Origin of the sequence: Ruminococcus sp. 5_1_39BFAA (genome assembly GCF_964240875.1) — a bacterium.
Classification (GTDB): domain Bacteria; phylum Bacillota; class Clostridia; order Lachnospirales; family Lachnospiraceae; genus Blautia_A.
The window spans coordinates 155445-169852 of the sequence record NZ_CAXSVO010000007.1 but is presented as its reverse complement, the minus strand read 5'-3'; the positions used below and the strand labels follow the sequence as shown (position 1 = coordinate 169852).

12 protein-coding genes and 1 pseudogene are annotated in these 14408 nt (G+C 40.8%); all 13 read right to left on the bottom strand.

The genetic code is table 11. The features are described 5' to 3' along the window. Positions 1–31: 31 nt before the first annotated feature. The gene (locus ACESZH_RS10420; RefSeq protein ID WP_373219458.1) at positions 32–1480 is read right to left on the bottom strand and encodes an IS66 family transposase; all 1449 of its coding nucleotides are present in this window, start codon (positions 1478–1480) and stop codon (positions 32–34) included. A 140-nt stretch (positions 1481–1620) separates the two neighbouring features. After that, positions 1621–1959 (bottom strand): IS66 family insertion sequence element accessory protein TnpB, encoded by a 339-nt coding sequence (gene tnpB, locus ACESZH_RS10415; protein WP_373219456.1) that lies wholly within the window; start codon positions 1957–1959, stop codon positions 1621–1623. Next, positions 1953–2369, bottom strand: coding sequence for an IS66 family insertion sequence element accessory protein TnpB (locus ACESZH_RS10410; RefSeq protein WP_373219454.1), 417 nt, complete (start codon positions 2367–2369; stop codon positions 1953–1955). The genes tnpB and ACESZH_RS10410 overlap by 7 nt, the downstream gene beginning before the upstream one ends. A gap of 456 nt (positions 2370–2825) precedes the next feature. Then, positions 2826–3164 carry a hypothetical protein gene (locus tag ACESZH_RS10405; RefSeq protein ID WP_373219453.1) on the bottom strand — a complete coding sequence of 113 codons (339 nt, stop codon included), beginning with the start codon at positions 3162–3164 and terminating at the stop codon, positions 2826–2828. Between the two features lie 71 nt (positions 3165–3235). Then, a pseudogene (locus ACESZH_RS10400) lies at positions 3236–4547 on the bottom strand (nucleotide sugar dehydrogenase). Between the two features lie 26 nt (positions 4548–4573). Beyond that, the gene (locus tag ACESZH_RS10395) at positions 4574–5638 is read right to left on the bottom strand and encodes a polysaccharide biosynthesis protein (protein WP_373219451.1); all 1065 of its coding nucleotides are present in this window, start codon (positions 5636–5638) and stop codon (positions 4574–4576) included. Between the two features lie 19 nt (positions 5639–5657). Beyond that, a complete protein-coding gene (locus ACESZH_RS10390; protein ID WP_373219450.1) occupies positions 5658–6173 on the bottom strand; it encodes a GNAT family N-acetyltransferase in 516 nt (171 codons plus the stop codon). Then, positions 6170–7222: a DegT/DnrJ/EryC1/StrS family aminotransferase gene (locus ACESZH_RS10385; RefSeq protein WP_373219448.1), complete on the bottom strand. Its 1053-nt coding sequence runs from the start codon at positions 7220–7222 to the stop codon at positions 6170–6172. The genes ACESZH_RS10390 and ACESZH_RS10385 overlap by 4 nt, the downstream gene beginning before the upstream one ends. Then, entirely contained in the window at positions 7206–8192 is a 987-nt protein-coding gene (locus tag ACESZH_RS10380; RefSeq protein ID WP_373219900.1) for an acyltransferase family protein, read from the bottom strand. Before ACESZH_RS10380 ends, ACESZH_RS10385 begins: the two co-directional genes overlap by 17 nt. Before the next feature lie 110 nt (positions 8193–8302). Further along, a complete protein-coding gene (locus tag ACESZH_RS10375) occupies positions 8303–9391 on the bottom strand; it encodes a DegT/DnrJ/EryC1/StrS family aminotransferase (protein ID WP_373215091.1) in 1089 nt (362 codons plus the stop codon). 352 nt (positions 9392–9743) lie between these two features. Beyond that, positions 9744–11039, bottom strand: a complete 1296-nt coding sequence (ltrA, locus tag ACESZH_RS10370) for a group II intron reverse transcriptase/maturase (protein WP_373215093.1) — start codon at positions 11037–11039, stop codon at positions 9744–9746. Between the two features lie 602 nt (positions 11040–11641). Next, positions 11642–13141, bottom strand: coding sequence for a lipopolysaccharide biosynthesis protein (locus tag ACESZH_RS10365; RefSeq protein ID WP_373215095.1), 1500 nt, complete (start codon positions 13139–13141; stop codon positions 11642–11644). 112 nt (positions 13142–13253) lie between these two features. Next, positions 13254–14393, bottom strand: coding sequence for a glycosyltransferase (locus tag ACESZH_RS10360; RefSeq protein WP_373215097.1), 1140 nt, complete (start codon positions 14391–14393; stop codon positions 13254–13256). Between the last annotated feature and the right edge of the window lie 15 nt (positions 14394–14408).

Here is a 14408-nt window from a genome sequence, read left to right as displayed (position 1 = left end):
AAAAACAGTACCGTGTAGTGAATTCAAAGGATTATGCGGCACTACAGAACATAATTCTGCTCACAGCATAATTGCGGCCAACTGTAAATGGCCGGATGGCGATCTCGCTGAGATTGTTGGAAAAACTGCACCGCCCATCTTCCAGATAGGTTGCAAGATAGGAACGACGGTTCTGGATATACGTCACGGCCTTATCCATTCTGGATCCGCGGACAGGTGACTGATTGTCAAGCCACGACAAAAAGCCTTCCACTATCGGCTTTTCTTTCTCAAGACGAGCCTTTTTGATAGCATCGAAGGAAGTGTACTTTGTCTTGATCATATCTTCCAGATGGAAGAGCTGATTGATATACATGATGCCCTGCACGGAAGGTTGGGCGTAGTCCAGTTCCTTTCCTTTGGGAATGGCATCTGTCAGATATCTCCTGATATGCGCCCAGCAGGCTGTCCGTTTTGCGTCAGGGACTTTGTTGTATCCGCTGTAGCCATCACACATCAGATAGCCTTTAAATCCATGAAGGAAGTCCACCGCAGTGTCCCCTGCACGGGTTTCCGAGTATTTATAGAGGATGATCGGTGGACCGCCATCTTCACCACTGCGGAAAAGCCACATATAAGATTTTGTCTGTGCACGACGTCCCGGTTCATGGAGTACCTGCAGGGGCGTTTCATCTGCCATTGCGAATTCTCTTTCCTGAAGTTTCCGATGAAAGTACTCATACATTGGAAGAAAAAATGCTTCAGAATTATGGATCACCCAGTTAGCCATGGTTGCCCTTGTAATGGCGGCACCGTACTGTTTCCAGTCTTTTTCCTGACGGCAGTACGGAAGCCCGTTGCAGAACTTCTGGTACATCACCCATGCGACCGTACCGGCAGAAGCCATCCCATAGAGCATATGCGGTTTTCCATCTTTCCCTTTTTTTATCACGGGAAGGTCACGTCTGCTGCATTCAGGACATGTATAGTTTTTACTGTAGTACTCATACACTTTCAGTTTTGCCGGGATAAAAACCAGCTCGCGACGGACAAACTCTTCTCCAATTTCTTCCAATGCAGTATCGCAGACTGGACAGAACTTCTCCCCGTCAGCAAGATCCAGATATTTCTTCTGGACAGGAATTCCTTTGAAACGCTCAGCATCTGTAGTCCTGGCTTTCCGTTTCTTTCCTGTTTTATCTGGAAGAGACGCCTCCAGTTCTTCTGCCTTGGCTGCAGCCGGATCCTGTTCCATTTCCGCTTCATTGAAAAAGTTCAGCTGGCCTGGGATATCAAGAGTACGTTTCTCGCTGGAAGAACCAAAGAGTTTTTTACGCAGAAGAGCCACTTCGTCTTTCAGGTTGTCTCTTTCCTGTGTCAGGGCTTCTTCCCGCTTATTGGCAGCATCGACAGTTGCCTGAAGCGTTTTTATCATCTTTTTCAGATCGGTGATCATATCCTTCAGCTCGCGGAGCTGGATATCTTTAGAACTGTCTGCCACTGCCTTTTCCTCCTGTTTTTACTCTTTTCATTATATCAGAAAACAGGGAAATTTCCCAGTAAAACAGGATAATTCATGGACTGAAAAATGCAAAAAAACAAGGAAAATGCCTGCATTTATGTGCATGTTTTATGCAGAAATCATGAGGTTTTGATGGCCTTTGGCTGCTCAATATCAATGCCGGACATCAGCCAGTCAAACTCACGCCATGTCAGGTCCCGGACTTCGGACTTGTCTCTTGGCCATCTGTAAGACCCCTGTGCTGTCAATCTTTTATAGATCATGACGATACCATCAGGCTCTTTTAGGATCGCTTTGATGCGGTCGCATTTACGCCCACAAAAGAGATAGAGTGCATGTTCGATCTCCATGGAAAACTGATCCTGGATGATCGCACACAACCCATCAATGGATTTGCGCATATCTGTCCTGCCACAGACGATATAGATGGCATCAACATTTGAGATATCCGCTAACATAACGGCTCCTTCAGTGCATCCATCAAAACTTTCAGGAGAGTTGGCTGAATGGTATTGCTTATGCGTATCAGCAATCCTTTCGCTTTGATTTCAATCGTATGTGAATTGTCAAGGTGCATAGAACGGTTTCTTCCATTCGGGATCAGTTCTGCCGGAGAAATCTCCGGTTCTATGGCAATCTGAACCACATCCTGTTTATGGGATGTAAGATCAAGAGTGCTGGCTTTGGGGGCTGGATCCGGTATCTGGCAGGCTCTTTTGCGCAGACGGGTAACTGCATTATAAAAACAACTGGGAGAGATCCCGTGTTCATTACACCACGCAGCATCCGTCAATCCGCTCTGTCTGCACTCGGTTACCAGTTCCATCCATTCATCCAGGGAGCGCCCTGGAGCACGTTTGTTGCTCATAATGAAACCTCCAAATGTAGTAAATTTCTATCTCCTATCCATGGAGTGGAGTAAAAAGCTATTTACTATCATCATTATGAGCTTGAAATAGGTAAATGTCCATCTACCCAAGAATTAAGCGCTTACATCTCTCCTTTGAAAACTTAGAAAACTCCAATCAAAGTTTCTGGAGTTTTCCGAGTCAGTTTGATGAGATCATCATCGCATAAAATTAGTTGCAAGTCAGCCCACGAATTATGGAGCATTTACTGATGTGTGTAGTATAGCAGGAAAACAGCTAACTTGCACTACGTCATCTTTTGAAGCACTTACGGAATCCATAGAATTCCTCTGTCTTTTCTCGTGGATTTTCAATACCTATGATTTCACAGACTGATACCTTTTCGATATCAATAGACATGGGCATAACACTGCCTGAGCATTTAATAGTACTTCATCCGAAAGAAGAGCCCCCGCCTATTTGATAAGGTTTTCAAACTCTTCCAGAGACTTTGCGCGTGCAGCCATTTTTAAATAGTTTGTCAGAACTTCCAAATCCCTTTCCGAAAGGATTCTCTCTCGGAGTTGTTCCGGGATCTCTCCCAGATCGGTCAAAAGCTCGAGTACGGCTTCTGCTTTTCCTACTGCTCTACCCTCGACTTGACCTTCTGCTCTTCCATCTTCTCTTTCTTCCTTAAGAAGTTCCTCAAATACCATATAACGCGCCTCCATCTCACGGCTCTTCTTGATCTCTCCAACGGCGCTCTGAAGACGTCCCACAAAGGCATCCTCAAAATCCGCCGTACTTTCCTTCAAATTAGCCCTGACATACCGAAGAAATTTCACCAGTCCAGAAGGTACTTCTTCTTCATTTTTCCCTCTGGTGCTCAGAAATATGGTGTGGCTTCCATCAAGTCTTCAATATTGTAAAGCCCCTTGACATCGATAAGAACCTTCTCAGAGTCATTCGATTCTCTGTACATTTTTTTGATATCATCAAGGCTTAGAGTTCTAAATTCATTATGCGCAACAGCCACGATAACACAGTCTGCATCATTGACATCTTCCATTTTAGTCAATGTAACTCCATACTCACACATTGCATCTCGCTCACTTGCCCAAGGATCAACGATTATCGGCTCAATCCCATAAAGTTTAAGCCGCTTAATTATGTCATCTACCTTGCTGTTTCTGTTATCAGGGCAATTCTCCTTAAAAGTCAAAACCCAGAATCACAACTTTGCTCTTTTTCGGAGCTTGACCAGCCTCAATCATCTTATGAACAGCTCTATCAGCAACATATGCACCCATCGAATCATTCACAATACGACCATTCAGAATAATCTGGCTGTGGTATCCAAGTTTCTCAGCTTCATAGGTAAAATAATAAGAATCAACACCAGTGCAGTGACCACCAACCAGTCCGGTTCTAAAGCCAAGAGCATTCCATTTGGTGTTCATTCCATCCACAACTTCATTTGTATCAATATCCATGCGGTCAAATACCATCGCCAGCTCATTCATAAATGCAATATGATATCACGTTGAAAATTCTCCACAACCTTTACAGTCTCAACAGTACGAACGTTTGATACCGAATGAGTGCCAACCTCGATCACGAGATCATACACTGCCTTGATTTCTTTCAAAGATTCTTCGTCAATGCCAGATACAATTTTATGAATATTCTCCAAACGATGAACTTTATCGCCAGGATTGATTCGTTCAGGAGAATAACCAATCTTGAAATCCACACCACACTTAAGTCCACTCTGCTTCTCAAGAATCGGAATGCAGACATCCTCGGTACAGCCAGGATATACCGTGGACCCATAAACTACAATAGCGCCTGGAGTAAGATTGCGGCCAACCATCTCAAAAGATCCGATAACAGGGGTAAGATCAGGTGTATGATCTGTGTTTACTGGAGTAGGAACGGCAACGATGATGAAGTTTGCTTTTTCAGTTTCGTTTCATCCGCTGTGAATTGGATTTTAGTATTCCTTATCTCTTCTTCACCTACTTCTTTGGTAGGGACAACGCCGGTTTTATAAAGCTCAATCTTCTCTTTGTTAATGTCAAAGCCGATAATATTCACACCTTTTTGCAAGGGCATGTGCAATAGGCATTCCAACGTAGCTGAGACCTACCAAAGCCAGATTTTCCTTTTTTTGCAACTAACTTTTCATAAAGTAGCATTTCTCATTTCTCCTTTATTTTTCGCTTTACTCAGTTTTCCATGTTGCAAGCTGTTCATTTACATAATCCGTAGTAAGAATCTTCTTTACTGTTCCTTCAACATCGAGACGATTTGTGTTATGACTTGTATATGCTTCATCTGCCTGAGTCACCGCTCCGTAAGTCGACAAGAACTTATCATAATTCAAACCGCGTTCATCAGGTGTAACGCGGAAGTAATCACCCATATCCTCAGAACGAATTCTCTCTTCATTCGTTAGTAAAGTTTCGAAAAGTTTTTCGCCATGACGTGCACCAATAATCTTGGTACCCGTGTCTCCGAAAAGCTTCTGGACTGCCTGTCCAAGAACACCAATTGTACTGGCATCAGATTTCTGGACAAATAGATCCCCTGGTTTAGCGTGCTCAAACGCAAACATTACGAGATCTACCGCTTCATCAAGGTTCATAAGGAAACGGGTCATATTGGGATCAGTTATTGTAATCGGCTTTCCTGAATGAATCTGCTCGATGAAGAGCGGTATGATGGAACCACGAGAACACATAACGTTACCGTATCTTGTACAAGATACTATCGTACCACTCTTTTCAACCGCTCTAAGTGCATTAGCCCTTATAACCTTCTCCATCATAGCCTTGGAAATACCCATGGCATTAATTGGATAAGCGGCCTTGTCAGTAGAAAGGCACACAACATTCTTCACCTTTGCATCAATTGCTGCATGAAGCATATTATCGGTTCCCATGACATTTGTTCTGACTGCTTCCATTGGGAAGAACTCACAGGACGGAACCTGTTTCAGGGCAGCTGCATGGAATATAAAGTCAACTCCCTCAACAGCATCTCTTAAAGAATCGATGTTTCTTACATCACCAATGTAAAATCTTACCTTCTCCGAGTAATCTGGATACTTCGCCTGGAGTTCATGTCTAAGATCGTCCTGTTTCTTCTCATCTCTCGAAAAAATCCTTATCTCTTCAATTTCTGATGTAAGAAATCTCTTTAACACCGTTGTTCCAAAAGAGCCTGTTCCTCCAGTAATCATCAGTGTCTTTCCTTTAAAAAATTCAGATGAATTGTACTTTGCCATATTCCTTTTCCTCCAAAGATTAAAAGTTTCTATCTATTGAGATACTCTCGCATTTAAGTTCGTGCGGATAAATCATAACGACATTTTCAAAAGTTTGACCATCCACATATGCTATTTTACAATCAACATTTACCCATTCGCATTTTTTATAGAATTCGGTAAGCCTGTCTTTGCATAGCAAAAGCCCCATTTTACCTTTTTTCTTTATATAAGCATTAGCGACTGAAACTAATTGCTTTCCAATTCCGCTGTGCTCAACACTCTTATCTACAGAAACTCCGCCAATACCCAATGCGTCATCGTCCTTCCCATCATATTTAACTTGTATATGAACAAGAGTTAAATATGCTCTTAGAACCCCACTACTATCAACACCCAACAGATGATAATCATCCGCTTGTATATTTTTATTCATCCAATCAATTTGCGACTTAATTCCATAGGACCAATGTTGATTCTTTAATTCTGCAATACTGTTTCGTGTTTTTCCTGATAAGTCTTTATGTTCCACAACATTCCAGTTCAGTTCATTCATTCCATCCACCATCCACACGGTAATGCTACAAAATGCTTATAGAATTCTTCAACACCTGGCAGCTCTACATCCTGTTTTCCGAATGCACTGTAAATATCATTTCTGATATGAACCCCCGAAGCATAGTAGCCCATATTACGGAATCTCTTGATTGTTCCGATCTTATCATCAGTCAAAATGCCATAAACCCAGTAATTTGGATTACAGTTTTCTCTGTATATTGGAATCATTGTACTCTGGAAATCATATATTGTTCTCCATTTTTCAGCCTGTCCACGATGCTTTTCCAATAGTTCAGTAATCTTCTCCATCTGCATTAAGCCAATGTAGCCGTTCACATTGCTCATTGTTGCGCTGTATCCAACCAAACTGATATCACAATCCGAACTGATTTCTCCCATCTCATCTCTGAATATTGATCTGTCGATGCCGCAGTCTCGTATTAAGAGGCTTTTCTCGTACAAGGCTTTATCTTTGAAGATCACGATGCCGCCATCAATACAGTTACAAAAGCGGACAGCAGTCAAAGAAAAGATTGTTACATCCGTTCCACAGTTACCAATCTTCAGCCCGTGATATTCAGATCCGAAGCATTCAATCCCGTCATCAATGATTGGTATGCCATGGCGAGCACCAATCTCATTTATTTCATCGATATATCCCGGATACCCACAAAAATGATTGTGAATGATAGCCTTTGTATTATCCGTAATCTGTTTCTCGACGGAAGATGGATCAAGCGTACCTGTCTTAGAATCAACATCAGCCCATCGAATTTTACAGCCATTAGACAGATACGGCTGCGTGGACGCAAGGCATGCCATAGGCGAAGCAATAACCTCATCACCAAACTTTATCTCCATGGCTGTTAATGCTACAGAGATTGCAAGATGAAAGCTTGTTGTGACCATAAGATATGGCGTTCCAAAGTATTCTCTAAGCTTTTCTTCAAATTGTTTTGTGTAGCTGCCATATGTCAATGCACCAGAATGAATGATCGAATCCATCTCAGGCAAATCGGGCATATAAGGCTTATACAGTGGAATCACGTTTTATTCCTCCGTGCAGTTTTTTCTGAATTCTTATATATATCTTATCAAATATGTATGTTGCAATAATTGATGCTATGAAGGTCAACGGGAAATTAAAATACCACGGCTTTATTATTCTCATCATAACCATAAGAATCGGCCAATGAAACAGATATAGCACATAAGAATTATCTCCCATAATAACGAATAGTCGAGTTATCATTCCTGATTCTTGCGTTCTTTCAGAATCATGTAAATACAACAAGGCCACAAGACCTGCTATAAGCAGCGAGATGAACAAGTAGATATTTCCTGTGAACCAGTTGTTCAAATAATTCTTCGACGAGGATAAAAGCAAATATCCTTGCCAAAGTGATATACCACTATTGACAGCGATAACATAAACAATCACCGCTATTCCAGCCAAACCTGGTATACACATCATCCCAATCTTTCTGTTCAGCTTTTCGCTCCTACTTTTAATAGCCAATAACGATCCGCAAGCAAATGCATCAAAATGTGCAATCGGACAAAGCGATACCACATACACATCGCATCCAAATATGATGGTCAGAGTTCTATATATAATTCCTATTAATAGCATCCCATACATGCTGTACTTAAACTGTTTCTGGTTCAAATGTCGCAGCAACAAGAGCCACACCAAGCCGGTCCAGACCTCGATTGAAAGAGTCCATGTATGAGCAGTCATGGGCTGCATCGATGACGAATACCCTGTTATCATCCACTGAAAGTTCTGACCCGCCAGCAGATGCGTAATAAGGTCAAATGGAATAGCCTTCGTCAACAGTGCATATAAAGCGGCTACGATTAATACCACAACATACGGAGGGTACAGTCTTGTTATCCTGTGTATGAACTGCTTTTTAACGCTTAACGTATCAGTTCCCCAGTACTTTTTTACAAGGAAAAAAGCACTAATAACAAAGAAGGCCTCTACCCCCCCCCACCCACCCAAAACTGGCAAATGGGACACCGCAATGGAAGGCAAGAATCAAGAGAAATAGCACTCCTCTGAGCACCTGAATGCTCGGATAATACTTCTTCATTATTCAATTCCTTTCTGCAATCGATTTATTACCAACCCTTTTTTATTATTTCTACAATCCTTTCTCTTGTCTCCTCGTCGACCCACCAGCCACAAGGAATGTGGACAAAATTCTTGTACCATTCTTCCATTGCCGGAAGTTCACATCGCGATTCGTTAAACACGCTGTGGGTATCGCTTCGGTGATGCAACGGAGAAGCTAAGACACCTGCCTCTTCCATCATCTTGCAGAAATCATCTCTGTTCTCGACCTTTAGTGTATAAAGCCAATAAGATGGTTCAGTGTTCTTATAATACGGAACTAATGTCACTCCCGGAATTCCCTTAAGAGCTTCGTCATAGTACTTACCATTACTGATATACTTATTTATTACTTCCTGCGCATGTCTTAACTGAACCTGACCAATTATTCCTGTTATATTATTGATGCCATACTTGTATCCAGCTCTTGTAATATCGTTCTGAAGTCTTGATACTTTCTTATCGAGACCGAACCACCGTAGCTTACGAGCCGGCTCTACCTCATCAGGATTCTTAAAAGCTATCGCTCCGCCATCAACTGTGGTCATCTGCTTAATTGCCTGAAACGAGAAGCATGTGTACTGCGAATTTGAGCCAATCACTTTTCCATTATATTTCCCACCAAGGCAATGGGCAGAATCCTCGATGACAGGTATTCCAGTCTCTTCGGAAATCTTGTTGAATTCGTCCATATCGCAGACCATACCCGCATAATGAACAAGCATAATTGCTTTAGTTCGCTCAGTGATTTTTTCCCTCACAGACTTGGAATCAAGTAAGCCGGTATTGGAATCAACATCACCCCACACAACCTTAGCTCCTGTAAACGCAATCGTCGTGTTAGTCGGTTCAGCCGTCATAGGAGTGCTGATGACTTCATCTCCAGTACCAACATTAAGTGAGAGTAAGGCAAGATGGAGTGCAGCTGTTCCTGATTGAACCACTAAAGTGTTGGGATTATCAATAAACTTCTGAAATTCTTCCTCAAATTTCCAAGCTGCTTCTCCTTCGGCAATATATCCACTATAAAGAATTTTTTCGATTTCTGGCATAAGCTCTTCGCTTGGTGTGATATATGGTTTTACTAATGGAATCATGACTTCCTCCCTATTATGTCAAGATTTTTTTCCTTGAAAAACAAGGATTTTTTAGATATATGATCAATAAATATCTCAGAAGAATGAGTCATAGGAATGGACATTTCTCTGTATCTGGTACGAAAATAGAGGGTTTTGGGTACACGAGGTAAAACGTCTTTGTTTCCGTTCCACATGGCCTTGTGTATACCCATCCTTCTACGGCAGCGAACCTCCCGTGTCTACCAGGATCATCAGACAAATACTGGATCCAAACTTGTCGGGTAGAAGCACCCATTACTGGGTGTAACCCCCACAGATCCGTACGTGCCCAATTAAGGCATACGGCTCTTCACGACACTAATACCTCAAACTATCCATATATGCTCACATATATCTTTGGCTTAACAATAGGATGACTTTTGAGAAATTCATTGAATCCATCCCATGTATAGCTTTTCCTTTGACTACGTCTATTCATCCAGAAGAATAGAATTCGAATCACTCTCTTTCTAAAGTTATCCATCATCTGATAATTGTCTGTTATGTCATAGTAATGGTAGTAGCCTGTCAGAATCTGATTAACCTTTTTGAGAATGCATTTTTTCTTTTCAAACCTCATATCCCTTATGGTTATGTTCATTTGTTTGCATTTCTTCCGGAACTTCTTTCCTGCTGTTCTGTGCTTTACTCTGAATTTTCCATTTCTACTCTTAGAGCAATAATGCGTGAACCCAAGAAAGTCAAATGTTTCTGGCTTCTTATTATCCCTCGCAAGATTGTCTTCTGCAAAACGCCCAAAGTAAATTAGCCGGGTTTTGCTTTCTTCCAGGGTCAAGCCGAAATGTCCCATACGCTTCTTCAGTAGTTCGTAGAACATTTCAGCTTCTTTCTTGTACTGAAAGCAGCATACAAAGTCGTCGGCATATGCCACAACGTCGCAAAAGCCTTTCATTAGTGGTTTTATCTTTTCGTTAAACCACCATATGAGAACGTAGTGCATATATATGTTAGCAATAATTGGTGAGCACACGCTTCCCTGCCCAGCACCAAAGTCGTCCACATAAAATTCTCCTTCTTTTAGGACGCCTGCCTTGAGCATACGCTCCACTAGCCGGATTATATTTGGGTCTGTTATGCGTGATGATATGAACTTTATTATCCAGTCATGACTCAGATTATCAAAGAATCCAGAAATATCTGCGTCAAGGATATAGTTCGTTCTTTGACCTTCTATCATGTCGTTCAGTTTGCGTATTGCTCCATGGCAGCTTCTATTTGGTCTAAAACCACACATATTTTCATAGAAATGTGGTTCGAATACCGCTTCGAGTATCTCTCTGAGAGCTTCCTGCACAAGCTTGTCCTCATATGCATAAATGCTTAGAGGTCTTGTTTTACCATTTTCTTTTGGAATCTCCACCTTACGGGCAGGCTTAGGTCTATAGCTTTTATTCTTTAACCTCTGCTCTAGGTTCCTGAGATTTTCATCGAGATTTCTATCATAGTCAGCTTTTGATATTCCGTCTATGCCAAACGCTTTTCTGCCATCCATTTTGTTATGACACGCTTTGAGCATGTCAAAGTTAATCAAATGTCCGATAGAGTTGAATTTCATATCGGGATTTTCTTTTGATAGTTCTGAGATTCTCGCAAGTTTTGTTGTCATTATTCTCTCCTATCTCTGAGTATAGATAATGTTTCCCTTTTGATATGATGTCGTGTGGTAGGGATGAACCCCTCTCGACTTCCCTCCAGTGGCGTTACCCACCTTCATCAGTACTATTCGACCATCCGACTGCACTATACCTCATTTGACTTCCTTTTCTCATTCGTACATCATACCTGAATAATCAGGAAGGTATAGGCTCTCCCCAGGTAATATACAGACATTGTAAAACATGGCTGGCTCTTAGACACCGCCGTAGCATATATATTCTAGCCATTCAAATATATACATGTTGTCTTCCGCTCGAAAGAAAGCGTCGACCTACGGAACACGTGGATTTCGGTGCTCAATCACTTTCAGCCCTATTTCCTGACTGTTTACACTTAAGAAGCATTGTTACCTTTGCTTCCCCAAAACTCGCTACCAATGATGCGGCTACATCTTATTGGATGAGGTTTCCACTCATTAATCTGTATACCCTTCTGGGCGTACCTCTCGTCCCGCCTGTCCATAACCAGGATGTCAGCTCAGCTCCTAACCAGGGTCACATGCCCTATGGAAAATATTCCTGCCGACTACTGGCTCATTCTTTGTATGTTTTATTACTGACTTTTTTCCTTCCTGCAACAGCACTTTTCAGTGGACGTTTTCCTCCTAATGATAATATTTCGTAAATAGTTATACTCTTCAATCTTCAGCACATGGGACAGTGTAATATATATAAATGCTCCGAACACTGTCTGCACGAGAAGAGTAATTAATTTGCCAAATTTGCCAGTAAATAGTGTTCCAACAAAATATACTCCTACAGCCATCACAATGCCTAATGAACCCGGAACTAATAAATCTTTGATTTGATCTATCAGTCTATAGCCGACATGTATTTGCACAAAAGTACCATAAATAAACACAGCAGAAATCTGCCCTATCAACATACTCACAGCAATAGCAAAAGGTGTATTAAATATAGCAACTGCCCCTATCAAAAGTGAAATACCAAGCACTTTGCTTATTATTTCAATCCTCAGATAAACATCAGATCGTCCAATTGCATTAATCGCCTGAATCGAACAACTCTGCGTAGGTTGAAGCCACCAGACTATACACATAATTTGCAAATATGGAACACATGGCAGCCACTTGTCTGTTAACAAAATGCTAACAACATTGTTTCCTACTACAGCTAATCCGAAGAGAATCGGTGTCATTATATATGCACTCGTTTTTGCGGCTCTTCTTGTCATTAATGCCAGCTGCTTAACGTCATCCTGGCTTTTGGATAATGTTGGCAACATTACCCTGGTAATTGTCGTATCAATATTTGATGCGATGAACTGCGGGAATTGAAAGCCTCTATTATAGTAGGCAAGATCGTCTGCCGAATATCTCTTTCCAATTACAAGTGACCTAAGTTCTGAGTATCCAGTAAACATTAATCCAGTGACCAATATTTTCCATCCAAACTGAAACAATGATTTAAATCTGACCCACGAAAACTCTAGCCTTGGCTTCCAATCAACAATCGCTGAAAGAAAAATGGTATTTAAAAATATGTTAATTACCTTCTGAGCAACCAAAGCCCATAAGCCATCACCTTTATAGGCCATAGCAATTCCAATTATACCTGAAATAACTGCCCCTGCTGACGTTGCAATAAATGACTTCTTAAATGTCATTTTACTGTTAACATAAGCAACCTGAATACTATTGTATGCAGATAATGGTATACTCAAAGATAATACTCTGATTATAGGAATCAGCAACTCATTTTCATAATACTCTGCTATTAATGGTGCAGATATAAACAAGATAGCATATAGTACTACGGACAGAACACAATTAAACCAAAATAGTGTATTGTAGTCTAATCTATCAGCATCTTTTTTTTGAACCAGGCTCATATTAAAGCTAGAAGATACAAATACATTAGCAATATTTATAAACACTGTGACCAAAGCAATCAAACCATAATCATTTGGAAGTAGTAGCCTTGCAAGGATAATAGAAACAATGAATGTAACTAACTGTGCCGAGATATTCTCAAGATAAACCCAGAACAAACCTTTCATAACCTTGTTTCTTGAAACTTCATTATTACTCATCAATTCTCCACTCCGCAACCCAATAAAAGAATAGTTGCTAATAAAAATATAAACAGACTATCCCCATTGCAACATCATTACATTTATCAGTTAATGCTGCTTTAGGTAATCCTTAGAACCCCTTGGACTTTATCTCACCATCTATAATTTTCATGGCTGCAAACGAATCTTTGACGTCATCATAATGCTTAGTCCCGTCTAAATTCAGTCTTTTGATAGTTCTGTTGTATATAAACCAGTATATTCTTTGAATAAACAAACTTGCATAATATAGATTGCATTTGCCTTTATTATATGTGCCCTCTATATTCGGGTTCTTTAATAGCCCCTTGTAATCCCTTTCGAACATAGCAAATCTAGCATATAAATACTCGAAATTGAATGATTTAAGATCATGTTCCTTATTTGCATTCTTTAGCGCCGCAAATATTGACTGCGCATATATTGTTTCTGCCGTCCATATCATAGGAATTCGTTTCTCCCACTGTTCTTCGATATCAGAAGGCAAAAATGATTTGTTTCTCAGCTCTCCCTTATGCTGATGTTTAGCGCCTAAACCCGCAGCACTTTTAGGAGAAGCTCCGGAAGAAACCAGCGGCAGATCACAATATACATATTCCCCTATATAATACGGTAAAACAATAGCTATCCCCATATCAGGGCTTGGTCCCGGAAAATATGTGCCGCACGCATCCCTTACCTTATCTAGAACACTTTTTCTGATTACTCCTTGGTATAAAGAAGGTAACCTTCCTAATGAAGTTCCACACCTTTGCAGTATTTTATGTTGCTCTTTAGTTCCGTTAAGGTGAATCTTTTCACCCGTAAACCGAGGAATCGTAACATTGAAAGTATGTGTTGCAACTCGGGTAACTCCTGGCCAATCATAAACGGCTCTGTTAAATATGGCTCCATCGATGCCTTCCTCCTGCATTTTCTCAGTAAATCCAATCAAATGCCGGGAAACAATATCGTCATCTCCTACAAAACATATATACTCACCCTTTGCATGTAGTACTCCTAAATCACTGTTCTCGCACACGGTATATTGTTTATTATCCCAATAATAATGAATGAACGGGAAAGAATGATTGTTTAAATATCCTTCGAATTCCTTGTTATCTTCCGTATTATCCTGGATTACAAGTTCTATTCTTTTGTCATTGATATAACATATCTGCTCAATTAACGAATATAAATATTTATATCTGTTCTTTGTTGGAACAACAATACTTAGCAGGTATTCACTCATCGTATCCACTCCTAT